This window comes from Microcoleus sp. A006_D1 (assembly GCF_036702805.1).
Classification (GTDB): domain Bacteria; phylum Cyanobacteriota; class Cyanobacteriia; order Cyanobacteriales; family Microcoleaceae; genus Microcoleus.
Genome location: NZ_JAUBVZ010000001.1, coordinates 132,884 through 159,567, shown reverse-complemented (window position 1 = coordinate 159,567; position 26,684 = coordinate 132,884). Strand labels below are relative to the sequence as shown.

Sequence of the window (26,684 nt, the reverse complement as noted above, 5' to 3'; positions counted from 1 at the left end):
ATTTAAAAATTGTGTATAAAATAATTAACCTCTTGTGGGATGGGCTTCTAGCCCGTCCCGTTTGTGTGGATTGTATGTGTAAAAACGAATTATATTCGCCTTATATTCGCCTTTCTTTCTTTACAAAACTTGCCGTGGGGCGATCGGTATTTCAATAATAAACTCACTTCCCTCTCCCGGTGCCGAAACACAAGTCAAATTTCCGCCGTGGGAACTAACAACAATCGAGTGAGAAATCGACAATCCCAAACCAGTTCCCGAACCCACCGGTTTAGTTGTAAAAAACGGATCGAATATTTTGTGCAGCACCTCAGTGTTCATCCCCGGGCCGCTGTCAGCAATTTTAATTATCGCTGAATTCCTGTCTGTCACCTCTGTAGAAATTGCAATAGCAGGCTGTTTTTGAGAGCTTTCCGGGCAATCTCTTGCCAATAGCAGCGCATCGATCGCATTTGTCAAAATATTCATAAATACCTGATTCAACTGCGACGCATAACAAGTAATTAACGGCAGCTTGCTGTAATTTTTAATCACCTCAATACCCAAACGCCCGCCCTCTTTCCTCAGGCGCGGTTGCAGCAGCATCACCGTACTGTCGATGCCTTCATGGATATCAACCGACTTCATTTGCGCTTCGTCGAGGCGCGAGAAATTCCGCAAGCTCAGCACAATATCCCGGATTCTTTCTGCTCCCACTTTCATGGAATCCAGCAATTTTTGCAAATCGCCGATCAAAAATTCCAGTTCAATTGTTTCAATTTCATCGATAATTTCATCGGCAGGTTCAGGATAGTGCTGCTGGTAAAGCTCAATCAATTTCAGCAAATCTTTAACGTATTCGCTAGCCGGATTGAGATTGCCGTAGATGAAACTTACAGGATTATTAATTTCGTGAGCCACCCCAGCAACCATTTGCCCCAAGCTCGACATTTTTTCCGTTTGGATTAATTGAGCTTGAGTTAGTTTTAGCTCGCGCAAAGTTTGCTCTAAACGTTCGTTCTTTTCATTCAACTCCTGCGTCCGCTCTTGCACTTTCTGCTCCACCGAATTGTAAAGCAGAGCATTATCCAAAGAAATAGCAACTTGGGAAGAAAGCAGCCTTAAAACTTCCAATCTGTGGGCATTAAACGCCCCGACAGTTAAGTTGTTTTCTAAATAAAGAATGCCGATTAGTTTGCCTTGATTGACTATGGGCGTACACAAAAGAGATTTGAGCTGGTGTCTTGCTACGTAAGGATCTGCCGTAAATCGCCCCTCAGCCGCCGCATTGCTCAACACCACATCCGAGCGAGTCCTTTCCACAAAATTAATCACCGTCACAGGTAAATCCTGACATTCTTCAACAGGCGTAAATTGCAGCACCGCTACATCTTCAGCAACTATTGACGCTTTCGCTGAAATCAACAGTTTTCCATCTCTCAGCAAGATTAAAAAACCGGATTGTGCGCCCGCATTTTCCAGCGATATCCTCATCAAAGAAGCCAGCAGCTTGTCTAGAACAATTTCGCTGGAAATCGCTAGGGACGCTTTCATTACAGTTGCTAAATCCAGCACTCTCGCATCGCTGCCAGTAGAAGTATGTATAGTTGTGGTAGTTTGATTGTTTTGGAAACTTCCGTTGAGCGGCGTCACTTCCCGCAACTGCGGATACTTCTGTTCTAAATCTTGAACTTTTCGGACTGCTCCCCAGCGCAAGTAGCACGAGTGAGCTTCGCGCAAGTGAATTTTGGCATATTGATATTTGCCTTTACTCAACCAAAACTTGGCTGCTAGTTCATTAGCCAGCGCTTCATTTTGGACAAACTCATTATCTTGAGCTAAATTTATAGAAAAATCGTACAACTCTACAGCTTCTGAATCTTTCTTGCAAATTCTGGCTATTTCTGCTTGTACTAAAAGGTACTTGTGCAGAAAATTTTCGGCACAGTTGTCTGCCCAAATTTTCATCTGTTTTTGATTGGCTTCTAACTTTTCCAAGTATTGCTTTTGCTTCTCTTCTGAAACATTTGGAAAAACAGCCGCTAAAACTAGAGAAAAGAAAAAGTTCCATTCGGTAGCGGGTATTGCTCCGGTAATAAAAGATAGCTGCTTTTCTACTTCCAAAGCTAGTTGCAGCGCTTCGTTGAAGTTGCCGTACCAGTACATTACCTGGCATTTGCGAATCTGATAAAGACAGAGCGAGTACAAATTTTGATGCTCTTGACAGTTTTGTACGTATTCAGCTTCGGTGATATCTTCGCTTTCAAATACAAACTTTTCAACAGTGAGTTGGCTCAAATTGCGTAGGATTAAGTCTACCCCTAATAATGTATCGGTTACGAGCTGATTTTTGGTTTTTTGGCTGAACTGCAAATACCTGCTCGTGTCGGCTAAAATTTGCGAAATTTCTTTACCTTGAAAAAAGTAATTAGCTATGCGGTTGGACAGAATATAACCCGCATATTCTAAATCTCCTGATTCTAAAGCTGCTTGATATCCTTCATTGCTGATCGCGTGTGCTTCTTTGATGTGATTAAACCAGTAATGAAAAATACTAACCAGTGACGAACAAGCTCTGCACTTCAAGCCGATATTTCCCGATTTTTCGCTCAAATTCAGCGACAGTATGGCAAATTGATAAGCTGCTTTGTAATCTCCCGAAACAGCGTTTAAGAACATACCGTAGCCCGCGTAGCAGAGAGATGCTTCGGGCACTAAACCGTAGGTGAGAGAAAGATTGACTCCTTTTAAAACGCTGACTTTCCACAAGTCGGGATTGTTGAGGTAAGCAGATGTTAACAAGTTTGTGATTAATTTGACAGCAACTTTTTTGTCGGGTACTGTCATTTCGGGAGCGTCAATCAGCGAAGCTATTTCTCTACCTGCTAAAAAGTTTGTGGCTGCTGCAAATTCTTCGGAGATGACTGTTTGCAGCCCGTCTAGCGGCAAGTCAATTCCCAACAAGTTCAAGGCTTGGATTCCGGCTTTGACGGCTTCTTCGTACTTCGCCCGCAGGGTGTACTGCACGATCAGCAGGTTGTAAATTTCTACTTTTTCTAAGGGCGATCGCGCTTTTTGCAAAGTTATGTTGATAAATTCTTCTGAATGCTCGAAATAACCGTTTAAATACTCAACATTTGCCCGCTCCATGTGCAGGGCAAAGGCTAAGTCGTAGTGGAAATCCCAAATATCAGCGCTCAAACCGTCCATGCCTGCGGTTAAATACTGCAAGGCAGCAACATAAGCAGTGGCATCTTTGGCTCTGCGGGCGGCGTCTAAATTCAGCGTTGCCAGTTCAATTAATTCTCGCTCGTCTCGAATTAGCGATCGCGCGACATTCAAGTGATCGACTAATTCAAAAATTCTGTCAGCGCGATACTCAGCCGGAGTGTTTTCCAGGATTTGCCGGCCGATTTTCAGGTGAACGTCTTTTTTTTGCGAGTCGTCGATCAGAGCGTAAGCTGCTTGTTGCACGCGATCGTGCAAAAATTTGTAATTCAGAATCAACAGCGGAAACATCACGTAATCTAATGACTTGCTTTCCAATTCCGAAGTAGGCAGAATCAGTCCCGACTTAATCGCCGGCAGCAACTGCGAAAAAGTTTCCGAGGCTTCTTTTTCATTAATTAAAGACAGAGTATTTAAGTCAAATTCGTTGCCCAAACAAGCCACCAAACGCAAAATTTGCTGCGTAGGACTCGGCAGTTTTCTCAACTTCTGCACCATCAAATCTACTACATTGTCAGTGATGGCGCACTGCTCGATTTGATTCATATCCCAATGCCAGCCGCCCTTGCTCCCCGACTGCGGCGGGTGAAAAACCAGCAAGTTTTCCTGATACAATGTTTGCAGGAATTGATTAACAAAAAAAGGATTGCCGTCTGTTTTGCTGACAACCAGTTCAGCTAAGGGTTTGACAGATTCGCGATCGCTGTGCAAAGTCTCCGCAATCAAATGAGTGATGTTGTCCACCCCCAGCGGCGACAAAGAAATCTCATTAATGATAGCTTCTTGATTTCGCAGCGTCTCCACAGTCATCATCAAAGGATGAGTGGGACTGACTTCATTATCCCGATAAGCGCCAATCAAAAACAGATATTGCGTAGCTTCATCTGTCATCATCAACTCGATCAATTTGAGAGTAGCAGAATCTGCCCACTGCAAATCGTCGAGAAAAATCACCAGCGGATGTTCTGGCTGGCAAAACACGCGAATGAAATTTTGAAAGACTAAATTAAAGCGGTTGAGAGATTCCGTCGGCCCCAATTCAGCCACAGGAGACTGAGCTCCGACAATCAGTTCAACTTCGGGAATTACATCAATAATAATTTGCCCGTTTTGACCGAAAGAATTACGGAGTTTTTCGCGCCAAACTGCTAATTCAGCTTCGCTTTCAGTTAAAAGTTGCCGCACCAATTCTGAAAAGGCGCTAACAACGGCAGAGTAAGGAATAGTCCGCTTGTACTGGTCGAATTTTCCCCAAATAAAATAGCCGCGCCTGCGGGTAATAGGTTTGTCTAAATTCTTCACCATTGCCGATTTGCCAATGCCGGAATAACCAGCAATCAGCATCATCTCGCTGCGGGATTTATGCTGTCCTCTCGTCAGCACTGACAGGGAACTTTCTTTTCTCGGTGTGAGTTCTTTCTTGATTACAGAAATTTGGGAATGTTCGAGGCGGTAGGAGCGATTGCTTGTGGCTGCTACCCGTTCAAATGCCGCTAAAAGAGTGTCAAATTCTCGCTGTCTGCCGTAAAGTTTTTGAGGGATTTGAAATTTGTCGGAAATATCTTGGCTGCCTAGAGCAAATTCGGAAATAAACCCAGATGTTTGCAACTGAAACAGACAGGATTCCAAATCTGCTTTCAGTCCCCAAGCACTTTGATAGCGATCCTCTGCGGCTTTTCCTAGTAATTTCATCACAATGTCGGAAATAGCTTGAGGAATTTCTGGTGCAATTTCACACAGAGGTACCGGCTGTTTGGCGATGTGACAGTGAACTAGCTCCATCGGATCGGTAGTGGTAAAAGGGAGCTGTCCTGCTAGCACTTCATAGAAGGTGACGCCGAGGGAATAAAAGTCCGTGCGGTAATCGATTACCCGGCTCATTCTCCCGGTTTGTTCCGGCGACATATAGGCTAAAGTGCCTTCTAAAAAATTGGGATTTTTATTGGGAACATTTTCCTGGCTTGATGCAGTTGAAATGCTAAAATCTATGAGTTTAACTTGTCCTGTAGCCGGATTAAAAACTATATTAGAGGGGTTAATATCTTTATGAATTACATTTTTGGCGTGAATTTCACCTAAAGTTTCAGCAACTTTGATGGCAGTAGTCAAAAATCCTAAAGTGGTGAATTTTTGAGAATTCATAAAGATTTTTAAAGATTCGCCTCCAAAATCTTCTAAAATCATTGCCAGACTATTTCTAACCTGCTGCAACTTGTATACTTTAACTACTCCATCCAGGAGGTTTAAGTTAGCAGTAATATCATATTCGCGCTTGTATCTATTCAGTTCTTCGGGAGTCGGATAGTCTTCTTTGATAATTTTGATAATAACAGGTTGGTTGTCTTGCTCGTTGCGACCGCGGTAAACAAGGGAAGTGCTGCTTTCATAAATGAGAGCGAGAACTGCAACGCCGGGAATTGCCATCATAGTTGGGTTCTCTCAAATTAGGTGTGCTTGGTCAATGTTATAGGACTTAATACGCGCGGCGGGCTATAAACCCGGTTTCTTTGTTGTTAGTCGTTGACAAACCGCAGATTTTTTCGTATGAACCGGGTTTGTTTTGGTAAATCCTATATTATCCTTCATTATCGCTCAAGACCTATCTTTTGGGATGTGTGGCAAGACATAGTGTATCCAGCCAAGAGCTGCTGCTGACTTCGGGCGCTGGGGCTTTCGTCACCTCAGCATTTAGGTAAAGAAAAGCACAAATACAGGATTTGTGCAAGGATTTGGTGACACGATCGATCGCACCACGGACAAAAAACAATCTCAGCTTTTAGAGACCGGGCGGTTGAAACCGCGTCTACACAAACTCTCACGCGCATTGCCAAGGGTTGAAGAACGGGCGTTTAAAATTAGGTTGTTTTCTTTACACCGCGCACCATCCGGACTTGGTGTTTGTAGACGCGGTTTCAACCGTACGTCCTATCTATTGGGTCATCTACGCGCTGGCTCGAATAATAACCTTTAATCTCAGAGTTAAAAAATCGGCCTGTAGAATCAGCATCTTGCAGAGATTCCCAAATTTCCGGTTCTACGTCGCTGTATTGATAGACAGACCCGCTGCTAAATTCTATTTGCAAAACTCGATCCTCTTCATTGTATCCGATCGCGCTAGCCATTTCCGAATCTACCGGCATCATCGCCATGGGTTCGCCGCAGGGAGCAATTTCTTGTGATTCAATGCCGGCACTGAGTTCGGTTGAATCTGTATTCGCGATGAAATCAACCATTTGCAGGCCGTGCATTGCAGCTTCGGGAGCCGCAATTTCGATAAATTCGAGGCATTCCCCGCGATCGATTAAAAGTCCTAACTGGCCGTTTGAGTGACCGACTGCCAATACGTTGCTCAAGTCAATTTTCGATAGTTTCATGGGATTTGTCAAGGATTAATTTCACATCAATATCTCCCCCAAAAAAGCCAGTTTTGCTGTGGAGGCAATATTGGATTAATTAATAGTATATTCTGAGTTGGCTAAAACGTCAACAAATGTAGGTTTGTGAAAATCCTGCCAGCAATCTAGGTGTAAGGTACATCGAGGACACCCTACATTGATAAATTTTGCTGCTTTCTTAACGAAACTTGACAATACATTAAGAATTATTGCCATAAAACAAAGGTAAATTTGTTTTAATTGCGAGTCAAATCCTAGCAGCAAAAGCGTTTGAGCATCTCCCAAATCTGTAAATCCTCAGAAAGTTACTATTTCTAAAGGATTCATCCGGTGAGAAGATTGGAAACAACCTTAAAATTTATCAGTAATTGCCCGATCGGGCAAATCTCAACCAGCACCAGGAAAAATACCTATGAAATTGGCTTATTGGATGTACGCAGGGCCGGCCCACATCGGCACTCTGCGCGTTGCGACTTCCTTCAAAAACGTCCATGCAATCATGCACGCACCGATTGGAGACGACTACTTCAACGTCATGCGCTCCATGCTGGAGAGGGAACGGGATTTCACCCCAGTAACTACCAGCGTCGTTGACAGACACGTACTGGCGCGGGGTTCGCAGGAACGGGTGGTGGATAATATCACCCGCAAAGACAGAGAAGAACACCCTGATTTAATCGTCTTGACTCCGACTTGCACCTCCAGCATTCTACAAGAAGACTTGGAAAACTTCGTGGAGCGAGCTCAATTGGATGCGAAAGGCGATGTATTGCTAGCCGATGTCAACCATTACCGGGTAAATGAACTGCAAGCTGCCGATCGCACTTTAGATCAAATCGTCCAATTTTACATCAACAAAGCCCGCAAAAAAGGCGATTTAGAAACAAAAAGCGAAAAACCATCTGTCAACATCATCGGTATGTCTACGCTGGGTTTCCACAACCAGCATGATTGTACTGAGTTGAAGCGTTTGATGGCAGATTTGGGAATTGAAGTCAACGAAGTTATTCCCGAAGGTGCTTCGGTTCATAACTTGAAAAGACTGCCGCGCGCTTGGTTTAACTTGGTTCCTTATCGGGAATTAGGGATGATGACGGCGAGCTATTTGGAGCAAGAATTTGGCACTCCTTGCGTGGATATTACGCCGATGGGTGTGGTGGAAACTGCGCGCTGTATTCGCAAGATTCAGCAAGTTTTGAATGCTCAAGGTGCGGATGTTAATTATGAAGAGTTTATTGACCAACAAACGCGGTTTGTGTCTCAGGCTGCTTGGTTCTCAAGGTCGATCGACTGCCAAAACTTAACTGGCAAAAAAGCGGTCGTATTTGGCGATAATACGCACGCTGCGGCGATGACGAAGATTTTGGCTCGCGAGATGGGAATCCACGTTGTGTGGGCTGGAACCTACTGCAAACACGATGCTGATTGGTTCCGGGAACAGGTGAGCGAGTATTGTGATGAGGTGATTATAACTGAGGATCACGGGCAAATCGGGGATGCGATCGCCAAAGCCGAACCTTCGGCGATTTTCGGCACGCAGATGGAACGCCATGTGGGTAAAAGGCTTGATATTCCGTGTGGTGTGATTGCTGCGCCGATTCATATTCAGAATTTCCCGATCGGCTACAAGCCATTTTTGGGTTATGAAGGCACGAATCAGTGCGTAGATTTGGTCTACAATTCCTTTACTTTGGGAATGGAAGACCACTTGCTGGAAATCTTCGGCGGCCACGATACTAAGGAAGTAATTACCAAGGGTATTTCGGCTGATTCTGATATGAATTGGACGAAAGACGGACAAGCTGAGTTGAATAAAATCCCTGGTTTTGTGCGGGGTAAGGTGAAGCGAAATACTGAGAAGTTTGCTCGCGAGCGCGGTATTGCTTTAATTAATGCCGAGGTGCTGTACGCGGCCAAGGAATCTGTCGGCGCGTAGTTAGTTTGGTGAGGGCGTCTGTTGTGGATGCCCTTGCTTATTTAGCAAATTTAAGATAAAATGACACAGGATAGTAATCTACTTTGGACTGGTTATTCATTCAATAATGTTCCAATACGCCTCACTAGAGAGCGGTGGCAGCATATCTTGAAAGAACACCCTGAAATGCAATCTCAGTATGGGCGGGTTTTAGAAACTTTAGAGAACCCCGATCTGATTCAAGTAGATGACGTTACAGGCGGCTTACTTGCCCTGCGCTTCTATCCCTTGATTCCCGAAAGTAGGAGATTTGTGATAGTGGTGTATCTCGAAATAAATAATTATGATGGATTTATCACAACAGCTTACCTCAGAAGACAGCCATCATCAAATAAGCGAATAATATGGACACAACAGTAAAAATTCTCGAAGATTCCACAACTATTACAGGTTTCTACGATCAGGAAGCGGATGTTCTCTATCTCTCGCTGGGAGAACCGCGAGAGGCTGTAGCTGTGGATATTAGCGATGGAGTTATCGCCCGTTACAATGAGGATAGTGAAACAATTGTCGGTATTACTTTAATTGGGTTGCGGCAGCGGGTATTGAAGGAATTAAATCAAAAACTGCACGTAGTACCTCATGCAAATGGGTGGGCGGTGAGTGAGGAAAATGTAGAGTCAAGTGAGAAAGTGTTTGCTACTCAGGAAGCAGCGTTTAAATATGCAGTGGGTTCTGCAAAAGCTCGATGGCTTGAGGTAGTAATTTATGGTGAAAATGGGGAAGTTGAGGAAGTGATTAATCCCGCGATAGATGCGCTGTTACAGCGTAGAAATCTGGGCGAGTCTGAGTCGGGGAAACGTGAATGTTTGGAAAGTGTTTAGATGCAGGGAGTTAAAAGTGCGATCGCCAGTCAGAAAAATCGCTATAATATCAGATGAGCCAATCTTGCTCCCATGAGAAAAATCATGTCAACCCCTACCCAAGTCCCCCAAACAACCACCATTGAGATCACAATCAATCAGGAACAAAAAGAATTAATCTGCCTCGCCTGCGAAAAGGTCGGCAGAGCCTCCGAATCTGCGTTACCAGGCTCTTCCTGGTAACGAGTATAATCATTTAGGATTGCTATAGAGTTTATCGCATTGACCGAGATATTATCGCAGCCTTACCTTTACTTGGAAACCCATTAATTGCATATTTCGCAGAAATGTTGGAAAAGGCAGTGCTACCTAAACAGCGTCGGTCAAAAGGTTTAGCTGTACGGATGTATCCAATAAAAAGTTTATTTTTGAATAAATTTCTCCATTATTTCTGCCCGCCTTTAGTCAGATTCATCTTCCGATATTGCTTGATATTCCAAAAGCTGTTCCCCTCGGATAATCCACAATTTACCTGCAACTTCTGCGGCATCCAATCCGCGAATTAATATTTCTACTGCCGCTTGCAAATCTTGCGGTTTCGATTGAGAAGGCAGACGCAGTAACACAATCCCAGAATAATCAGAAGGATTGTAGCGGAGGCGATTGCCAAACCCCCTATCCAAAGTCACCAAACATCTATCTTCCCTCCGACATATATCAATTAATAATTCATCCGGTGTGGAACTCAAATTTTGTTCCCGTACAGTCGCAACATCATGGCCAGCCAAACGTAACATCGAAACAACGCGGATGCTGCCCAAATTTTCATCAAGTTTTAACTTCACTTTAAAACTACCTTTTTTTCCCCCAGAGGAATTTCGACATAATAATCTCTTGCCAACTCAGCCCCATAAGCAATGCAAGCCAAAACATCTTCTCGTTCAATTCCCGGATATTCCTCAAGCAATTCTTCCAAAGTCATGCCGCTAGCGAGAAAGTCAAGAATCAGAGAAACCCAGATGCGATGGCCGCGAATACAGGGTTTGCCAAAGCAGATATTCGAGTCGATTGAGATGCGAGACAGTAAATTATTTTGAGTCATGTCTTTTCAATTAGATATTTTCCATCTTCTGGCAGATCGTAAATAATTGTATCCCAATTAATGACTTCTTCAGTTTTTATTGATGATGCTTTGACGACTAAGACTCCACCAACATAATGAACCTCGCACTCTTCATCCATATTTGCTGGTTGACTGTTGCCAGTTTCATCGGGTGGCGAAGTTACTTCCTGCTTTCTCCGCTGCCATAACAGGAAATCCGCAAAGTTGAGAAGTTCTTGCAGTTCGATTTCAGAGAAGTTTTTCAGTTTTTCAACAATTTTTTCTGTGAGAGGTATCACGGCTATTTTTTCCTTGCTTAACACAACCGCTAGATTCAGTTTAACACGAACCAGGAGCGTGAAGCGTAGCTATCCCGTAGGGAATCGCCCTCACACCCCACTTTGATTATTTTCTTTCTCAACTTCCTCAAAATTGACTTTCTTATAAATAGCCGATAGAGGAACTTCTAGCTGAAACGAATTAAACACTAATGCGGTATCTTCCTCGTCATACTCGGAATACAACCATCTTTTATTCTCAGTTTTAGAATACTGCTCAACCTTAATTTTTGTTTGGTCAATCAGAATGTATTCTCGCAAAGTAGGAATAGATTTGTAAAATGCAAATTTGTCACCTCGATCGTAATTTCTAGTAGACTTTGATAAAACTTCCACAATCACTTGAGGATTAGTAATCATGTCTGTGCGATTGTTGTGATACTCAGGTTTTCCCAAAATTACCATTACGTCGGGATAAGTGTAAAGTCGCACTTTTGGAACCCACAGACGCACGTCACCGATGAAGACATCATACTCTTGTTCTGGAAGAGCCAAATTTAAAGCAATGTAAACGTTTCCTGCGAGCCGATTGTGATTGGTAGATCCGCCTGTCATCGGAATAATTTCCCCGTCGAGATATTCGCTTTTGTCTTCGGCTGTTTCTTCAAGTGCTAAATATTGCTCTTCTGTGAAGTAATGTTGCTCGGTTGTTGGCAAAGTGGTTGTCATTAAGCTATTCTCCCACTAGGATTTTGAACAAATACTTTTCTTGAGTACGCGCGGCGAAGCTATCCCGTAGGGAATCGCCCTTTTAGATAGTAACCCAGATTTCCAGTAATCGGTACGCAGAGCCGATCGCCCGCGAGGACAATTGCTACAATAAAATTAGTCGATCGCTCTTTGGTAACAAAACGATGTCAACACCAACCGATACCGAAACAAAAATAGAGTTCACCCTCAGCCAAGCAGATAAAGAAATTCTCGAAAAAGCCGCCACTGCGAAGTGCTTGAGCCTAAACGAATATTTGCTAGACATAGCACTGAAAGCAGCCAAAGAAACTCCTGAAGTAGAGCAGATTGTGTTGAGCGAGCGCGACTGGGAAATCTTCGCATCTGCGATCGAAAACCCACCGGAGCCCAACGAAGCACTAAAAGCAGCCATTAAAGAGCATCAAGAAAAGTATGGAAAGTGGTAAACAATGGAATTATTTTTTTGCTCCATTGAGGATAACCGAATCAAGCGAGAAGCTTTCGACTGCGGTGTACCAGAGTTAAATGAGTACATTAAAAAATATGCCAAACAAAATGACAAAAGAGGCATCTCTAAAACTTTTGTGGCAATTCCTGAAGTTGGCAGCCCAGATGTAGCAGGCTATTATTCTGTCAGTATGGCTGAAATTCAACGCGAGTCTCTACCCGAAAATTATCGGAGAGGATTGCCACGCTATCCAGTACCAGGGATGCGTATTGGCAAACTTGCTGTAGATAGATCCATGCAAGGGAGAGGAGTAGGAGGAGAACTACTGATGGAGTCTTTTCGCAAAGCAGTTCGATTCTCGTCAGAAGTGGGAATATTTGCGGTGACAGTCGATGCTAAAAATCAGCAAGCAAAACAGTTTTATTTGAAATACGGTTTCATACCGTTAGAGGATGATGAACTTTCACTTTTTATCCCGATCGCCACTATCATCAAAGTCCTTGAATAAGCTACAATTACTTTATAAAAATTATCTGTCATTTGCATAACCTCCGCCGGACACGGCAATGCCGTTTCCCTACAAATTATATCCTCTAATTTATGTAGCAATACTTATTATAAATGGTATAATACCAATTTAAAAAAACCTTGCTACAAAAAAAATAGAGGTTTTTACCTGTAGGGACACGGCACTGCCGTATCCGGTAATTTATGCTCATGACAGATAATTTATCTACGATTAATAACCGTAGCAACAATTTGTCAAAATGGTATAACTTGGGAGCATTTCATTTTTGTAAAAAGCATTTTTTTATACGCTCGCGAGCTATACAAGACTCGCTAGCGGGGACAGCACTACGAAAGCAAAACTGAGATGCTCCGATTAACTTTCCCATACAACTTGGCAAATCCACCGCACAATCGCTCCAATCAAATCCGATTGACTGGGTGAAAAAGCTTTCAGCGAATCCGCCTTATTCTCGCTAACAATAGCAATATTGCCGTCAAACTTGCTTAAATCATTGACAAATATCTCGCTAAATCCTGTCGCCTCTTCCCCCCGCGAGTTGTAGAATACTAAGATGAAAGATTTTTCGCTTTCCATCAGCCGCAAATCCCAATAAGTTTGTAAATCTGCCATTGTTTTCGTGGCATCCTCACTTTTTGGACAGCCTTGTTTCAGCATTTCGGTGTAAATCTTGGTGGCGGGGTTGTCGGGGTTGATGAAGTTTTTGCTGTCGATGCACAGGAGTTGGATTTGATTGGATAATTCGGCTTGATTATTGATTTCTCTGGCAATGTCTTGGGGGAAAGTTTGCCAGTTGAGGGTTGATGTGGTTGAGGTGAAACCGACTGCGGTTGTATCGGGAACTTCGGGATGGGGTGTGGTGGGTGGATGGTGCCATGCGTCATAGAAGGTGGGGTAAGGGAGATTTTGGGCACAGTGCCAGATGACTGTGTAGGACTTGTGGCCTCTGCGAAGGTAATTTTTATAAGTCTTATCCGATAGGCAATGCTTTAAGGCAGTGACAACCCCTGTCATTTGCTGAGTTTCTGTCAAAGTTCTGATTAAGATTGTTACTGCCTCCCGTCGAATAAATTGCTCCCTAGATGGGCGATTTAAATCAGTTAAAGCAGGGAACACATCTGGGTTGCCTTTGTCTATTTCCCCTGAGCTTTCTGGCGCTCGCATTCTGAAAGATGGATCACGACCGGTGCATATTAACTGAGTTAAAGTGGCGATCGCATCTGGGTTGTTTTTGTCTATTTCCCCTAAGCTATATGCTGCTGCTCCCCGGAGAGATTCATTTTCCGATGTGCGGATTAACTCAGTTAAAGCGGCGGTCGCATCTGGATTGCCTTTGTCTATTTCCCCTAATCTTTGTGCTGATCGCAGCCGGATAGATTCATCATCAGAGGTGCGGATTAACTCAGTTAAAGCGTCGATTGCATCTGGGTTGCCTTCCCCTATTTTCCCTAAAATATATGCTGCTAGCGATCGGATAGATTCCTCCCCAGAGGTGCGAATTAACTCAGTTAAATAGGCGATACTATATGGGTTATTTTTGCCTATTTCTCCTAAAGTTTCTAATGCTGGCCACCGAATATCTTCATCCTCAGAGGTACGGATTAACTCAGTTAAAGCGGCGATCGCATCTGGGTTGCTTTTTCCTATTTTTGCTAAGCTATACGCAGCTTGCAGCCGGACAGATTCATCCCCAGACGTGCAGATTAACTCAGTTAAAGCGGCGATCGCATCTGGGTTGTCTTTTGCTATTTCCCCTAATATTTCTGCTGATTGCCCCCGGATATCTTCTTCACTAGAAGTGCGGATTAACCCAATTAAACAGGCGATCGCATCTACGTTTTTTTTGTCTATTTCCCCTAATATTTCTGCTGCTTGCAGCCGGACAGATTCATCACCAGAGGTGCGGATTAACTCACTTAAATAGGCGATCGTATTTAGGTTGCTTTTGTCAATTTTCCCTAAGCTATATGCTGCTTCCCGCAGGAGGTATTTATGTTCAGAGGTGCGGATTAACTGAGTTAAACAGGCGATAGCATCCCCGATAGCATCTTGGTTGCCTTTGTCTGTTTTTCCTAAGATATATGCTGATTGCCACTTAATAAATTCATCCCCAGATGTGCGGATTAACTGAGTTAAAGCGGCGATCGCATCTGGGTTGCCTTTGTCTATTTCCTCTAAGCTATACGCAGCTTGCAGCCGGACAGATTCATCCCCAGATGTGCGGATGAAATCAGTTAAAGCGGGGATCGCATCTGGGTTGTCTTTGTCTATTTTCGCTAATATATATGCTGCTTGCCACCGGACAGATTCATCCCCAGGTGTGCGGATTAAATCAGTTAAAGCGGTGATTCCATCTGAGTTGTCTTTGCCTATTTTCCATAATTGTTCTAATGCTTCCCGCCGGGTAGATTCATCATCAGAGGTGCGAATTAACTCAGTTAAAGCTGCGATCGCTTTTGTACGAGGGATCTCTGGTAATACTATTTTTGCTCCTTGTGAAATTTGAGATGGCAATCGCTCAGATTCCTGTTTTTTAATATTGAAATATTTTAATGCAAACTTAACAATTGTCGTAACGATCGCATCAGCCAAAGAACAATCCTTAAACTCATCAATTAAGACACCAGCTAGAAAATAAGCTCGAAACCGATAAAAATATTGGCATCCATCATCAAACTCCACCAACGCCTTAATAAACGCTTCCTTCTCCCCCCTATCCACATCCTTTCGCCCCATCCACAGCAACATCACCTCTTTCCACTGCCGCTCAAAAATCCGATAAATCCCCTGCTGCGGATTCTGCGGCACATGATTCAAGAAAAAGTGCCAATCCTCAATCTCACACGCTGCAAAATATTCCTGAAAAGAAGGATGATAGAAAGCATAAACAGATTTAAGCGGGTTTTTGGCATCAACTCCGACTCGATTCAGCCAACCTAAGTCAATTGCTTTTTCAAATAACTCTGGATGCGGTTTCGCCAGATGTTGGCTCACAAACAAATCGGGCAATATCGATTTATATCCAGCTTCAATTGCTTTCAGTGCAAACCTTCCCAAGGCAGTATTTAAGTCTCTTCTCTGTGCTGCTGTTGTCGGGAAAGCTTGTTTTTTGAAATCATAAAGCGCTGTGACAAATACTTCATAAAGTTCGGCTTTAGTATCCGGTAATTTTTGCTGTCCGAATTCCCAAGTTAAACACAGCAGGAATAACCGCAGGGGATTGCGTGCTAAATCTTTGATTCGCTCTTTTCCCGGTTCGTCTAAGGCGGCGCGGAGATCCCCCCCCAACCCCCCCTTAAGAAGGGGGGGAGTAAGAGAAGTAACAGAATTTTGCTCGTTTTCAATAGTGTAAACTTCTCCGGCTCCCCCCTTTTTAAGGGGGGCTGGGGGGGATCGGAACCATTGATCGATAAACAATTTCACCTGATCGCAATTATCGCCGTCTCCATAGCTAAAATCGAGCATTCTATAAGTATCAAAATCAGACAGGGCATTCCCCGTAGCCTCCCAAATATTCAGGCGACAACTGATTACTATTCGTACCTTATCAAATACCCGTTCTCTCAACTGTGGCGATAGAGTTCCCAGGGAATCGGCTATTCCCATTTCATCCGCGCCGTCCAACAGCAACCAGATTTTTCCTTCACTCAGTAATTCCTGAAATTCTTTCACCCATTCCGCAGGTGCAGCATCCAATTTTCCCGCCGCTATTCGCAGCCAATCTTCGATTAAATATTGGCACAAAGGTTTTTTCACCTCTGCTAAGGATATCCATACGGGCAAATATTCAGTTTCCGCCAATATGCGATCGCAAATTTTCAACAATTGAGTAGTTTTTCCCGCACCCGGTTCGCCGATGACTGCAAGGCGTTTGCCTTTGCTTTTAGGGCTATCGCTGTTTGTGAGGACTTTTTCGCAAAATTCGTCGTAACTGAGGGGAATGAGTTTTTCGGCTTCCTGATAAGCTTGGGAACCTGCTTGAGGGGAAAAATCATCGCGGCGCTGGGGTTTTTGCTGGCGTTCGATTAATCCCAAGGGGACGTGAATCTCGTTGAGGTCGATTTTTCGCCCTAAGTCGTTAGCAAAAAAAGTGTTGGCCGCTTGTCGCTTGGCTTGGGCTGCGGCGCGGCAGGTTTCGCGCCAGTCAATTTGGGTTGCTGGCGGTGAGGGTGGGCTCCATTCGTGGCGATCGACTATTTCGTTTATATCTAAATTTAAAGCTTGGCAAATTGCGTAAGCATTACCTTTATCAATTCCTTCACCATTGAAAAACCGCCCAACTGTCTTGTGACTTTGGATATCAGCCTTTTCGGCAATACTGGGAAATGTCCAAGGTTTGCCATTATCGTCTTTTCCAGTATTTTTGGCGTTTTTGAGTTTGGCAATTCCGTCTGGAGTCGCCGGAATTCCTCGATCGCGCGTTTCGCCCATAGGTATCAGACTGATGTGATTTCAAATATTATAGCGGTTTTCACTGGGGTGGAATACACATCAGTCCTTGACGCATTAAGACCAAAGAAACCGGGTTTTTTACCTAATCTATGGACTACGACGAAGGATTTTCGTAAAAAACCCGGTTTCTGGCCACCCGCGCTTAAGTCCTAACAGATATTCGGTAGGGACACAGCATTGCTGTGTCCTTACTGTGTCTTGGTTACGAGATGTGCGATCGGGACAGAAAGGGGAACTTAATATCTGTCCCTGATTGGCCTGGTACTACCGCAGCTATTCGGTTATTTATGAATTAACCCATTGAGAAAACCCGCCATGACTACACAACAATTCAAAATCATCTTGGCTCAAAATCCGCAAATTCAATTATGGATTTTGCTGGCTTTCATCGAAGACGCAGAACTAGAAAGCCTGGAATCGACTAAAAAATCACTCTCCCAGGAGTTCAAAGATATTGTAAAAAATCACAAATTTACCTGCGTTTCGGGACAATTGACCGAGTTTGGCCTCGTCAATTTAATCTCGTGGTTAGATCCAGTTTCAGGATTTTGGATTGGTATTGTTTGCTTGGTTTGGCATATTTTCCAGGATATTAGGGAAGAAGAGGAAGACAGCGATAGTCACTCCAAATAGGTTCGTAGTCAGGACTTTAGTCCTCCGTTGGATCGTCTGAGCAAATTTTAGGTCGATCGCGGGCGGGAACTCTTAGCACCGCCCCGGTTTCTGAATAATACAAATTTAAAAAAGTCTTGCTACAATCCTCAATGTTATACCAATTATTAAAATCGAACCGTAGGGACACGGCAATGCCGTGTCCTAATCCCCGCGCCGGACACGGCATTGCCGTGTCCCTACTGTATTGCTTCCGAAAGGGCGATCGCACTTCCGAACCCAGATTCGCCCGCACAAAACAACAAAAAACCCTCCCCAACAAGGAGAAGGGAGGGCGAAAAGAGAGTTAGAAATTTAAATTTTTGCCTAATTAGGGCTTGCTGAAAAAAGCTGAAACCCTTACATCAAGAGACTTTAGCTCTTTGTAGTCGTTGTCATGTGCAAGCTCTTGAGCTAAAATGACTCAAAACCCTGGCACACCATCACTTTCGTAATGTACCGAAAAGTTGACCCAACCCCAAACCCACCGTCCAACTTTGACCTGCCTTTTGAGGGGCAATTGGCAGATGATAATCGCTGGGTAATCATGGCAAAACTAATTCCGTGGTCAGAATTTGAAGCAGAATATGCTCTAAATTTTTCCGTAGATATGGGAGCTCCAGCGAAATCTTTTCGGATGGCATTGGGAGCATTAATCATTAAAGAAAGGTTAGGAACCAGCGATCGCGAAACAATAGAACAAATCAGAGAAAACCCATACCTACAATACTTTATAGGCATGACAACCTATAGTAGTCAAGCACCATTCGACTCATCTATGTTCGTTCATTTTCGGCAGAGAATAGGTGTGAACCTAGTCAATAAAATCAACGAAAAAATGGTCAAAGAGCAGACCGAAGTACCAGGCGAAGTAGTCGAAAAAAAGTCATCACAAATAAATGAGCCTAAAAATCAAGGAAAATTAATATTAGATGCAACTTGCGCGCCAGCAGATATTAAATATCCGACAGACTTAGGACTATTAAATCAAGCTAGGGAACATACCGAAAAAATCATAGATGCTCTACACACTCAAATTCAGTCACCCGTAAAAAAAAAAACCAAAAACCTATCGAAACACAGCTAGAAAAGAATACTTAAAAATAGCAAAAAACCGGAAACCATCAAGAAAAGTACGAAGAAAAGGAATTAAAAAACAACTTCAATATATCAAAAGAAATTTGGCTCACATCGATGAAATGGGTCAGCTACAGTTGCTGAGTAAATCTGATTATAAAAAGCTGCTAGTAGCCACAGAAGTATACCGTCAACAGTTATCGATGTATGAAAAGAAAGAACAGAGTATTCAGGACAGAATAGTAAGCTTAACACAACCACATATCCGCCCCATCGTCAGAGGAAAAGCCGGGAAATCCGTTGAATTTGGGGCAAAACTGTCAGCGAGTTGTCGTAATGGCTACGTGTTTTTAGACCGAATTAGTTGGGATAATTTTAACGAGTCTGTAGACTTAAAAAGACAAGTAGAAGAATTTAAACGGTTCACGGGATTCTATCCCGAATCAATTCATGTAGATCGGATTTATCGAACGAGAGACAATAGAGCTTGGTGCAAAGAAAGAGGGATTAGAATGAGTGGCCCCCCTCTAGGAAGACCCCCCACAAATATCAGCAAATCAACGAAGAAACAGGCTCAGTTAGACGAGAGAATTCGCAACTCGATTGAAGGAAAATTTGGAGAAGCTAAAAGAAGATTCAGCCTTGGTAGAGTGATGGCTAAACTTTCTAATACTTCTCAAACAACCATCGCCATAACTTTTCTGGTGATGAATCTTTCTGCCCTGCTGCGGCAGGCTTTTTGGCTTTTTTGTGTCTATTTCAGAACAAACAGCTTTGTTCAGGTTTTCTGCCTTTACTGATTAGCAAAAATCGTATTTACCCAAGAAAGCTTGAATAAAACTTATCTCATCAAGGCGAGCGCGAATTCACTCCTCTTTCTAAATGCTGTTTTCTGACTTTTTCAGCAAGCCCTAATTAACAATAGGGAGTCACATCCACGCCGCACTCGTCAGCCAAATAACACAAAGCACGAAAGCGCAGCCCAACCACTTGCTCGTAAAGCGGATTTAACTTGCACAGCGGCGGAATGTGAAATAAAGTGCGATCGCCAATTTTGACTTCCCGCTCAAACGGACACTGGCTGGGAATAAATTTGCACAGAAACCGAGCTAACTTTTGACTTTTAATTGCAGTATTGTCAAGCCACTGTTTCAGCGGATGCAACAGGTCAAAACGCGATTTTTGACCGTAAGGTTGAGAATTTGTAGCGACACTAACAGGGGTTTCTTCTTTGCCATGCCATACCCAAATTGGCAGAATTCGATGGGGTACTGTATGCTCAAATACGTTCATTTTGCTCTGTTCCTCTTTTACAACGAGGTGCCAAGAACTCTCTGTAGAGCTTGTGCGAGATTTTGTCTACAATCAGTACCTACAGCAGCTCGTTTTGCTTTACCGGATTAAACTTCTTGAATTAATGACTCGATCCTAGAAAAGTAGTTCCTGAGTTTTTTTGAGAGACGGTGTGCGATCGCAAAACTGTCCTCATTGCAAGATCGATGATATATCGATCGGGTAAAAACTCTGCCTTTTTCCTTCAGTTGACTCTCCTTTTGTAGTTCCTCTACGATCATGGCGCATTGAGGTGAATTATTCCATACGTGAAAATGCGGAACTTTCAATCAAAGTTATAATAGTTTCAAATAAGCTCTGCCGCAAAAAACCTTGAAACCCAGCGCCAAGTGTCGCTTTTCGCGTGAAGCGTAGCTATCCCGTAGGGAATCGCCCAGAAACTCCTACAATTACAAATAATCGGCATTACCGCCCTCACCACCCATGAGCAACCCAGAAACCAAATCTATCACCCGCGAATTGCAAAGCCACGCAGCCATTCTCGGCGGCTTCGTCTCCCTCCTGTGGGCGATCGAGATTCTCGACGTATTCGTGTTTAGAGGTGCACTGAATTCCTACGGAATCCGCCCCCGCAGCATCGACGGACTTGAAGGCATCCTGTTGATGCCTTTTCTGCACGGCAGTTTTGCTCACTTAGCCGCCAATACCCTTCCTTTTCTGACATTTGGTTGGTTAATCATGCTGCGAGAAGTTAGCGACTTTTTTATAGTGAGTGCGGTTACTGTACTCATCAGCGGATTGGGAGTTTGGCTGACAGGCGCGCCCAATTCCGTGCACATCGGTGCCAGCGGATTAATCTTTGGTTACTTCGGCTTTTTGCTGTTGCGGGGCTATTTTGAACGCAGCTTTACGTCTATCATGATATCTTTAATTGTCGGTTTCTTCTACGGCAGTTTAATTTGGGGAGTTTTGCCCTCGCAGCCGGGAGTTTCCTGGCAAGCACATTTCTTTGGCTTTGTCGGCGGCGTATTAGCAGCTCAACTTTTGGGGCGGCCGAAACGGCAAATTAACTAAAATAAGACTTATGCTGCATGGTATAGTCACCTTGGTTTCTTGCCCAAAACTAATCGGAAAGTGTAGGTTTTTTGTCAAGAAACCCCGTTGATTTGGTAACAATTGCGTCCCTGAAAGTAAGACTAAAGACTAACTGCTTACTAATAATTCAACTTGCGCTGGCAAGTACACTGTAAAAACCGCACCGCCACCTAATTGGCTTTGAACTTGCATATCGCCGCCCATCATCAAGCAAAAGTGACGGCTAATAGTCAATCCCAAACCCGTGCCGCCGTATTTGCGCGTAGTTGAGGCGTCGCCCTGCATAAAAGCTTGAAATAAATGCTGCATTTGTTCGGGGGTAATCCCAATGCCCGTATCAGCTACGCGGAAAATTATTAAATCGGAATTTTCTGCTATTTCTTGAGTTGTTAAGCTGTCATGTTTAACTCTTTCAATGCAGAGGGTAATAGTGCCGTGTTCGGTAAATTTTGCTGCATTGCTCAGCAAATTGAGCAAGATTTGACGAGTTTTGGTAATGTCAGCATACATCATTCCCAAGTCGCTAGCACAATTAACTTCAAATTTATTAGAATTTTTCTCTACCAAGGGTGCGACAGTAGAAACTACCTCGTCAATTAAATTAACAGGGTTGAAAGTTTCTAAATAAAGTTCCATCCGCCCCGCTTCAATCTTAGAAATATCGAGAATGTCGCTAATTAAAGACAGTAAGTGCTTCCCAGCAGTTTGAATTTTGTGCAAGTCGGGGATAAAATCTTCGCAGCCTAAATCCTCGGCGTCTTCTTTGAGCATATCGCTGTAACCGATAATGGCGTTGAGGGGAGTCCGCAATTCGTGGCTCATATTGGCTAAAAAGGCGCTTTTAGCTTGGCTGGCTGCTTGAGCGGTTTGAGCGACTTGTTGGAATTCTTCTGCTAATTTGCGCTGGGTAATGTCTTCAGCAATGCCGACGATGCGGTAAATTTCTCCGGTTTCGTTGCGGACTGGAAAAGCCCGATCGCGCACCCAGCAAACTGAACCGTCAGATCGCACTACCCGATACTCCTCATCATAATCGCCCCGCACCTGTTTCTCAAAAGCAACCTTGACGCGATCGACATCCTCCGGGTGAATAGCATCCCAAAAAGCCTCCGGTTTTGACAGCAAACTCTGATAGCTCAAATTCCATATTTTCTCGCAAGCAGGGCTCACATAAATTATGTGCTGTTGATTGGGTTCTCTAATCCAAAATACCTCATGAATATTTTCCGCCAACTGGCGAAACCGCTCCTCGCTGGCCCGCAACTGCTCCACAGCACTGTGAAACTCGGTTACATCCTGAATCAGCGATGCCACCCCGATGATCGTGCCGTCAGCATCAATCAAAGTGGTATTATACCACTCGCAAAGAATGATTTTGCCGTCCTTTCTGATATTCTCGTTAATGCTACTAACTCCTCCTTGATTAGTGAGCAAAGTTATAGATAGTTGCCTGACATACTCCTTAGCACTGTCAGGAACTATTAGATCGACTCCGTGGCGTCCCATTGCTTCCAAGCGGTTGTATCCAAAAATTCTTTCTGCTGACAAATTCCAGTCGGCAACTTCAAAATTTAGATTCCATTCTATCGCCCCCAAAGGAGTTTGATAGAGATGGAGAGCGAGTTTTTGCTGAGATTTTTTCAGAGAGCCAATTAATTTATTTTTATCAGCAATCGCAGCTTCCACCCGCTCTTCGAGAGTAGTAAAAGACTCTTCCAATTGACCGGCCATCGTATTAAAAGAGCGAGCCAAGACACCCACCTCATCCTCCCGCTCTACAGACGCCATCAAGCGGGGATCTACCGCCATCGAGTCCCATTCTCCCCGCGACAAAGCCTCCGCAGCCTTGCTCAGACGCTGAATCGGCATCACAATCCACCTCGAAGTCACGCTCCCTAGAGCCGTCGCCACCACCAAAGCACCGAAGCACAGCAAAATTGTGTAGCGAGTGTTATCGTTAATCCTTTCCATAAAATCGGCTTCCGGAACCGCCACCACAATCAACCAATCAAGGCCTCTGCTGTCTGAGAAGGGCGTCACCTGTAGAAATTGCCGTTCTCCGTCGATCGCAAAATCTAGCTGGTAAGTGCTGTTAATCTTGCTCAAATCCCCGAAGCGTTGTTTCAAATAGCGGGCAGTCGATCGAATCAAAACATTGTTGCTGCTGCGAGCCGCAATCCGTTTCGGAACGCCGTTGCTAACAATAAACGGTGGTTCTGGAGTTGAATTTGCCACCAATTGCCCAGACCTTTCCACAATAAAAGTCTGCCCTGATTTACCAATTTTGAGACTTTCCAAAAATTGATTGATCTTGGAAAGTGTCAAGTCAGAACCCAGGATTCCAATCAGTTTGTTATCCTTGTCGTAAACTGGTTGAGCAGCCGTAATCGCTAGTTTGGGAGTGTCAAAATAAGTATAAATTTGAGTCCATATCGGCTTGCGGGCCCGCACCGGAGCTATATACCAAGGTCGGGTGCGGGGGTCGTAGTTAGGAGTAGTTTTTAATAGCTTGGTTGATTCGCCGAACTTGGACGGCGTGTAGCTGTGCAAATTATAGCCAGTAGATTTATTAGAAATCCGAACTTGCAAATTGCCATCGTCAAGACTTTCAACTCCAGTAAAAGTTTTTTGTTCGGAGCCGAATTGAATGTAGCTAATTTTATCAAAAGTTTTGATTTGTTTGGAGAAGTAGCGGCGCAAACTGGCTTCATCCTGCACGTTCAAAATGCCGAGACGGATGGCATCGAGATTGAGCTGATTGATTTGGTGCGGCGTTTCGATGAAACTATGAATGTGTTGCTGGATGCGCGATGTGACTTCGGCCCGCAGTTGTGCGGCAACATCGTTAACAGCTATGCGCCCGTTGCGCAGCGACAGCCACCCTGTCAGCCCTACCGCAGCGAAAGTCTGGAGGGCAAAAGGCACGACAAGGACGACGCGAATTGGCACTTTGCCCGACATTTTTAAAATCTTGTCGGTCAGATATCTGATTGGCATGGTGAAGCAGAAATATTACGAGCCCACAACATTTTGGTAAAGTACAACCTGATGAGCGCAGATTTTGAAGTTGAGATGGTTTTAGTAGGCAATCTGCTGTTAAGAACTTATAATCTGCCGCTGGTAATTGAATTTTTAACGACTGCCACCGCCATCTTAGCGCGATCGGTCACTTTGGGAACACGGGCGATCGACCTTTTACAGCATCATTTCGAGTTCTGACTCTTTTGGGCTGATACTATTTGAGATTTGAGATTTGAGAATGGGTAGTTCGCGATCGCAATTTACAAGTTTTCGCCGGAACTTTAATTGATATCTCCACAACCAGCTACTTTTGATAGAGCGCAAGTTACATCTGGCTGGGTACAATAAGCATAGTGGGATGCAACTAGCGGAGGCATGGATGATGAACGCAGTTATTGCTACTCTTGGCACTGCTCTCGGACTGAGTTCAATTTTTATCGGTTTTACCCCGGCGGTTCTCGCGCAACAAAGACTGCAACCAGCGCCCCAAAATTCGGAAACGACTTTATCTGGGGATTCCCTCAGGAGTGTGGAGGACAGAACCGTAGACTCGGATTACCAAAACTTGATTGGTGAAGGAGAAACAGCGGCTAATGCTGCTATTCGGGAGCGCAGCTTGGGCGATACATTTCGCCTGAAAGTCGGCCCGGAATTGGAATTTATCACTACTCCTTCCGACGCCCAGCGCCAAGGAAATCCCTTACCTATCAGGCCCAGCGACAGCGGCACAGGAGCGGGAGTTCAGCTTCAGCTAGGACTTTAGCCATTTTAAATCAATTGATTGGAATCAAGCGACCCAATTTTTGAGGAGCGGAGATCTTGTGATTGCGATCGCCTTTTTCTATGAGTTAGATCACAAATTTTGTGCCGTTTCCATCACAGCCGATGCCGTATTCTGAATCTAAGATTAGAGCAATTAAACTTCCGATTCATCCCGATTAGCTACAGATCTTTACAGAAACGCATAAAACTGGCGGTGAAGGTGATGGGAAAGGCTCAACTGATCGATTATTTGCGGGGGGAGTTGGCGATCTCGAATTCGGCGATCGCCGTTGCTCTGAGACACGGTGAACAAGATGCCAGCCAACTGCCGATGGTTCTGTGGCAGTACGGGTTAGTTACGCTAGAACAGTTAAACCTGATTTTTGATTGGCTGCAAGCTCAATCGGCTTAACAATTGAAAATTCAGAGTTTAAAAATATGGATATCGGATTGCCGATTTTTGAGAAATAAAGCTTGCACAAACGGTAGTCGAAAAGTATAGGGTTGAGTGTTGAGGTTGATGTTCTGTTTTATCGATCCAGACGCCATAAAATAAACCCCAGCAACTTTTAGGTTGTTGGGGCTTATCTGATTTAATTTGGTGGCGGGAAGTGGATTTGAACCACTGACCTTCGGGTTATGAGCCCGACGAGCTACCAGGCTGCTCTATCCCGCGTCGCTTTGTTTGTCTCTATTTAATATAACCATATCTTTCTGAAAATTGCAACCCCTAAATCAAAAAAACTTTTGAGATTGTGGGAGGGGTTGCTGAAATCAGCTCAGAGTCTCGATCGCACTAAAGCATCGAAACTTCGCCGACTACCTCCAAGCGCTTAAATTCGCTGAGAGTTAGGTAAGTGTCCGAGAGAGTTTCGGCGATCGTCGGAGTAATCCACCCCAACTGCTTGAGCAAGTGAATCGCCACAGCAAATTGAGCGCGCTTTCCCCCATCGGTGATCTTAATTGCCAAGCCCATGCCTTCGCCAACCCGGCCAATGCACTGCACCCCTTCGGCGCCGGACTTGCTCACCAATTCCCCTTGAGTCAAGCGCATCAGTTCCGTGTCAAATTTGCCCTCACCGGCAACCATCATCGGGTGATGAGTCATAGCGCGGACAATCCGCTCCATATCCACATTGTCACCGGAGGCTAATTTAGCGTACAAAGACGCCATTTGTCCCAACTGCAACAGATAGGTAGGAGCGCCGCAGTCGTCGCGAGCGCCGATAAACTCTTCAGCGGGCATTGCTAGCAAGTCAGCCACTTTGCCCAAAATAAGCTGCTGGACGGGATGTTTGCGGCGCAAATAAGTTTCCAGAGGCCAGTGCAGTTGCTGGCAGACAGCCAGCATTCCGGCGTGTTTGCCGGAACAGTTGTATTGCAGGGCGCTCTTTTTGCCTTCAGGAATGGGGCATTGAAGTTTGGATGGGTCAATGTCACAGCGCCACAGGACGTTAAACACCTGCCGCGATTGCTCGATCGTACCTTGATGAGAACTGCAAATAATCGCTAAATCTCGATCGGTCAATTCGTAGCGTTCTAAGGTGCCGCTCGCCGTCACAGCCAAAGCTTGAAACGGTTTGAGAGAAGAACGCACAAATGTCGCCGTTTCCGAGTTACCGGCAACGGACAGAACGCGGCCGCGTTTGTCACAGACAGCGGCCTGGGCGCGGTGCCTAGATTCAACAATACCTTCGCGCAGCAGTGTGACTTCCAGTTCGGGAGCTTGGGTTCGTTTTCCCCTTGTCATATCAATTTTAGATTTTAGATTTTAGATTTTAGACTGGGGCCCGTGAAAGTTTTGAGTTGCCAGTTGTAATTTGTGAGTTGCGGGTTGCTTGGTTAA

At 44.3% G+C, this 26,684-nt stretch carries 23 protein-coding genes and 1 tRNA gene; 12 read left to right on the top strand and 12 right to left on the bottom strand.

Annotated features, from left to right (window positions below; all coding sequences use genetic code 11):
• Window positions 1-120 precede the first annotated feature (120 nt).
• Together QUB68_RS00660 and QUB68_RS00655 are read right to left on the bottom strand one after the other, a co-directional pair.
• Window positions 121-5,634 carry an ATP-binding sensor histidine kinase gene (locus tag QUB68_RS00660; protein WP_332988418.1) on the bottom strand — a complete coding sequence of 1,838 codons (5,514 nt, stop codon included), beginning with the start codon at window positions 5,632-5,634 and terminating at the stop codon, window positions 121-123.
• 485 nt (window positions 5,635-6,119) lie between these two features.
• Window positions 6,120-6,581, bottom strand: a complete 462-nt coding sequence (locus QUB68_RS00655) for a KTSC domain-containing protein (protein WP_332988417.1) — start codon at window positions 6,579-6,581, stop codon at window positions 6,120-6,122.
• A gap of 433 nt (window positions 6,582-7,014) precedes the next feature.
• Between QUB68_RS00655 and bchB the strand changes: the two genes are divergently transcribed.
• The 4 genes from bchB to QUB68_RS00635 all read left to right on the top strand — a co-directional run bounded on the left by bchB (window position 7,015) and on the right by QUB68_RS00635 (window position 9,623).
• Window positions 7,015-8,538: a ferredoxin:protochlorophyllide reductase (ATP-dependent) subunit B gene (gene bchB / locus QUB68_RS00650; RefSeq protein ID WP_332988416.1), complete on the top strand. Its 1,524-nt coding sequence runs from the start codon at window positions 7,015-7,017 to the stop codon at window positions 8,536-8,538.
• Window positions 8,539-8,598: 60 nt separating this feature from the next.
• Window positions 8,599-8,937, top strand: coding sequence for a hypothetical protein (locus QUB68_RS00645; RefSeq protein WP_332988414.1), 339 nt, complete (start codon window positions 8,599-8,601; stop codon window positions 8,935-8,937).
• Entirely contained in the window at window positions 8,922-9,401 is a 480-nt protein-coding gene (locus QUB68_RS00640) for a DUF2188 domain-containing protein (protein WP_332988412.1), read from the top strand. The genes QUB68_RS00645 and QUB68_RS00640 overlap by 16 nt, the downstream gene beginning before the upstream one ends.
• An 84-nt stretch (window positions 9,402-9,485) precedes the next feature.
• Complete coding sequence (locus QUB68_RS00635) at window positions 9,486-9,623, top strand: hypothetical protein (protein ID WP_332988410.1); 138 nt, start codon at window positions 9,486-9,488, stop codon at window positions 9,621-9,623.
• 218 nt (window positions 9,624-9,841) lie between these two features.
• Here QUB68_RS00635 and QUB68_RS00630 read toward each other — a convergent pair whose 3' ends face one another.
• The 4 genes from QUB68_RS00630 to QUB68_RS00615 form a co-directional block, all read right to left on the bottom strand.
• On the bottom strand, window positions 9,842-10,225 hold the full coding sequence (locus QUB68_RS00630) for a DUF5615 family PIN-like protein (RefSeq protein WP_332988408.1): 384 nt from the start codon (window positions 10,223-10,225) through the stop codon (window positions 9,842-9,844).
• Window positions 10,222-10,482: a DUF433 domain-containing protein gene (locus tag QUB68_RS00625; protein ID WP_242723171.1), complete on the bottom strand. Its 261-nt coding sequence runs from the start codon at window positions 10,480-10,482 to the stop codon at window positions 10,222-10,224. The genes QUB68_RS00630 and QUB68_RS00625 overlap by 4 nt, the downstream gene beginning before the upstream one ends.
• On the bottom strand, window positions 10,479-10,781 hold the full coding sequence (locus QUB68_RS00620; RefSeq protein ID WP_332988406.1) for a hypothetical protein: 303 nt from the start codon (window positions 10,779-10,781) through the stop codon (window positions 10,479-10,481). Before QUB68_RS00620 ends, QUB68_RS00625 begins: the two co-directional genes overlap by 4 nt.
• A gap of 90 nt (window positions 10,782-10,871) precedes the next feature.
• Entirely contained in the window at window positions 10,872-11,489 is a 618-nt protein-coding gene (locus tag QUB68_RS00615; RefSeq protein ID WP_332988404.1) for a Uma2 family endonuclease, read from the bottom strand.
• Between the two features lie 185 nt (window positions 11,490-11,674).
• Here QUB68_RS00615 and QUB68_RS00610 point away from each other — a divergent pair, with 185 nt between their 5' ends.
• Both QUB68_RS00610 and QUB68_RS00605 read left to right on the top strand, forming a co-directional pair.
• Window positions 11,675-11,956 (top strand): type II toxin-antitoxin system TacA family antitoxin, encoded by a 282-nt coding sequence (locus QUB68_RS00610; RefSeq protein ID WP_332988403.1) that lies wholly within the window; start codon window positions 11,675-11,677, stop codon window positions 11,954-11,956.
• Between the two features lie 3 nt (window positions 11,957-11,959).
• Window positions 11,960-12,466, top strand: coding sequence for a GNAT family N-acetyltransferase (locus QUB68_RS00605; protein ID WP_332988401.1), 507 nt, complete (start codon window positions 11,960-11,962; stop codon window positions 12,464-12,466).
• A gap of 375 nt (window positions 12,467-12,841) precedes the next feature.
• Here the strand turns inward: QUB68_RS00605 and QUB68_RS00600 are convergent, their stop codons facing one another.
• A complete protein-coding gene (locus QUB68_RS00600; RefSeq protein ID WP_332988399.1) occupies window positions 12,842-16,918 on the bottom strand; it encodes a HEAT repeat domain-containing protein in 4,077 nt (1,358 codons plus the stop codon).
• A gap of 336 nt (window positions 16,919-17,254) precedes the next feature.
• Here QUB68_RS00600 and QUB68_RS00595 point away from each other — a divergent pair, with 336 nt between their 5' ends.
• Window positions 17,255-17,572 carry a hypothetical protein gene (locus QUB68_RS00595; protein ID WP_332988397.1) on the top strand — a complete coding sequence of 106 codons (318 nt, stop codon included), beginning with the start codon at window positions 17,255-17,257 and terminating at the stop codon, window positions 17,570-17,572.
• Window positions 17,573-17,588: 16 nt separating this feature from the next.
• Here the strand turns inward: QUB68_RS00595 and QUB68_RS00590 are convergent, their stop codons facing one another.
• Complete coding sequence (locus tag QUB68_RS00590) at window positions 17,589-17,846, bottom strand: hypothetical protein (RefSeq protein WP_332988395.1); 258 nt, start codon at window positions 17,844-17,846, stop codon at window positions 17,589-17,591.
• A gap of 198 nt (window positions 17,847-18,044) precedes the next feature.
• Here QUB68_RS00590 and QUB68_RS00585 point away from each other — a divergent pair.
• Window positions 18,045-19,467, top strand: a protein-coding gene (locus QUB68_RS00585; protein ID WP_332988393.1) for an IS5 family transposase whose coding sequence is annotated in 2 segments (ribosomal slippage) — window positions 18,045-18,641 and window positions 18,643-19,467 — 1,422 coding nt in all. Because the reading frame shifts where the segments join, the coding sequence is not laid out codon by codon here.
• A gap of 115 nt (window positions 19,468-19,582) precedes the next feature.
• Here QUB68_RS00585 and QUB68_RS00580 read toward each other — a convergent pair.
• Window positions 19,583-19,960, bottom strand: a complete 378-nt coding sequence (locus tag QUB68_RS00580) for a Mo-dependent nitrogenase C-terminal domain-containing protein (protein ID WP_332988391.1) — start codon at window positions 19,958-19,960, stop codon at window positions 19,583-19,585.
• Window positions 19,961-20,443: 483 nt separating this feature from the next.
• On the opposite strand from QUB68_RS00580, the gene QUB68_RS00575 reads away from it, so the two are divergent.
• On the top strand, window positions 20,444-21,034 hold the full coding sequence (locus QUB68_RS00575; protein WP_332988389.1) for a rhomboid family intramembrane serine protease: 591 nt from the start codon (window positions 20,444-20,446) through the stop codon (window positions 21,032-21,034).
• A gap of 129 nt (window positions 21,035-21,163) precedes the next feature.
• Here QUB68_RS00575 and QUB68_RS00570 read toward each other — a convergent pair whose 3' ends face one another.
• A complete protein-coding gene (locus QUB68_RS00570; RefSeq protein ID WP_332988386.1) occupies window positions 21,164-24,016 on the bottom strand; it encodes a PAS domain S-box protein in 2,853 nt (950 codons plus the stop codon).
• Window positions 24,017-24,103: 87 nt separating this feature from the next.
• On the opposite strand from QUB68_RS00570, the gene QUB68_RS00565 reads away from it, so the two are divergent.
• From QUB68_RS00565 to QUB68_RS00555, 3 genes are all read left to right on the top strand, one after another.
• A complete protein-coding gene (locus QUB68_RS00565) occupies window positions 24,104-24,274 on the top strand; it encodes a hypothetical protein (protein WP_332988384.1) in 171 nt (56 codons plus the stop codon).
• A gap of 181 nt (window positions 24,275-24,455) precedes the next feature.
• Window positions 24,456-24,839 carry a hypothetical protein gene (locus QUB68_RS00560; protein WP_332988382.1) on the top strand — a complete coding sequence of 128 codons (384 nt, stop codon included), beginning with the start codon at window positions 24,456-24,458 and terminating at the stop codon, window positions 24,837-24,839.
• 222 nt (window positions 24,840-25,061) lie between these two features.
• Complete coding sequence (locus tag QUB68_RS00555; RefSeq protein ID WP_332988380.1) at window positions 25,062-25,250, top strand: DUF2949 domain-containing protein; 189 nt, start codon at window positions 25,062-25,064, stop codon at window positions 25,248-25,250.
• 187 nt (window positions 25,251-25,437) lie between these two features.
• Here QUB68_RS00555 and QUB68_RS00550 read toward each other — a convergent pair.
• Together QUB68_RS00550 and QUB68_RS00545 are read right to left on the bottom strand one after the other, a co-directional pair.
• Window positions 25,438-25,514, bottom strand: a tRNA-Met gene (locus QUB68_RS00550).
• A gap of 120 nt (window positions 25,515-25,634) precedes the next feature.
• Window positions 25,635-26,588: an asparaginase gene (locus QUB68_RS00545; RefSeq protein WP_332988379.1), complete on the bottom strand. Its 954-nt coding sequence runs from the start codon at window positions 26,586-26,588 to the stop codon at window positions 25,635-25,637.
• Window positions 26,589-26,684 lie beyond the last annotated feature (96 nt).

Excerpts from the sequence above, each read along its gene's own strand:
- QUB68_RS00660 (WP_332988418.1), bottom strand. The coding sequence starts at position 5,634 with ATGATGGCAATTCCCGGCGTTGCAGTTCTCGCTCTCATTTATGAAAGC.
- QUB68_RS00655 (WP_332988417.1), bottom strand. The coding sequence starts at position 6,581 with ATGAAACTATCGAAAATTGACTTGAGCAACGTATTGGCAGTCGGTCAC.
- bchB (WP_332988416.1), top strand. The coding sequence starts at position 7,015 with ATGAAATTGGCTTATTGGATGTACGCAGGGCCGGCCCACATCGGCACT.
- QUB68_RS00645 (WP_332988414.1), top strand. The coding sequence starts at position 8,599 with ATGACACAGGATAGTAATCTACTTTGGACTGGTTATTCATTCAATAAT.
- QUB68_RS00640 (WP_332988412.1), top strand. The coding sequence starts at position 8,922 with ATGGACACAACAGTAAAAATTCTCGAAGATTCCACAACTATTACAGGT.
- QUB68_RS00635 (WP_332988410.1), top strand. The coding sequence starts at position 9,486 with ATGTCAACCCCTACCCAAGTCCCCCAAACAACCACCATTGAGATCACA.
- QUB68_RS00625 (WP_242723171.1), bottom strand. The coding sequence starts at position 10,482 with ATGACTCAAAATAATTTACTGTCTCGCATCTCAATCGACTCGAATATC.
- QUB68_RS00615 (WP_332988404.1), bottom strand. The coding sequence starts at position 11,489 with ATGACAACCACTTTGCCAACAACCGAGCAACATTACTTCACAGAAGAG.
- QUB68_RS00610 (WP_332988403.1), top strand. The coding sequence starts at position 11,675 with ATGTCAACACCAACCGATACCGAAACAAAAATAGAGTTCACCCTCAGC.
- QUB68_RS00605 (WP_332988401.1), top strand. The coding sequence starts at position 11,960 with ATGGAATTATTTTTTTGCTCCATTGAGGATAACCGAATCAAGCGAGAA.
- QUB68_RS00600 (WP_332988399.1), bottom strand. The coding sequence starts at position 16,918 with ATGGGCGAAACGCGCGATCGAGGAATTCCGGCGACTCCAGACGGAATT.
- QUB68_RS00595 (WP_332988397.1), top strand. The coding sequence starts at position 17,255 with ATGACTACACAACAATTCAAAATCATCTTGGCTCAAAATCCGCAAATT.
- QUB68_RS00580 (WP_332988391.1), bottom strand. The coding sequence starts at position 19,960 with ATGAACGTATTTGAGCATACAGTACCCCATCGAATTCTGCCAATTTGG.
- QUB68_RS00575 (WP_332988389.1), top strand. The coding sequence starts at position 20,444 with ATGAGCAACCCAGAAACCAAATCTATCACCCGCGAATTGCAAAGCCAC.
- QUB68_RS00570 (WP_332988386.1), bottom strand. The coding sequence starts at position 24,016 with ATGTCGGGCAAAGTGCCAATTCGCGTCGTCCTTGTCGTGCCTTTTGCC.
- QUB68_RS00565 (WP_332988384.1), top strand. The coding sequence starts at position 24,104 with ATGAGCGCAGATTTTGAAGTTGAGATGGTTTTAGTAGGCAATCTGCTG.
- QUB68_RS00560 (WP_332988382.1), top strand. The coding sequence starts at position 24,456 with ATGATGAACGCAGTTATTGCTACTCTTGGCACTGCTCTCGGACTGAGT.
- QUB68_RS00555 (WP_332988380.1), top strand. The coding sequence starts at position 25,062 with ATGGGAAAGGCTCAACTGATCGATTATTTGCGGGGGGAGTTGGCGATC.
- QUB68_RS00545 (WP_332988379.1), bottom strand. The coding sequence starts at position 26,588 with ATGACAAGGGGAAAACGAACCCAAGCTCCCGAACTGGAAGTCACACTG.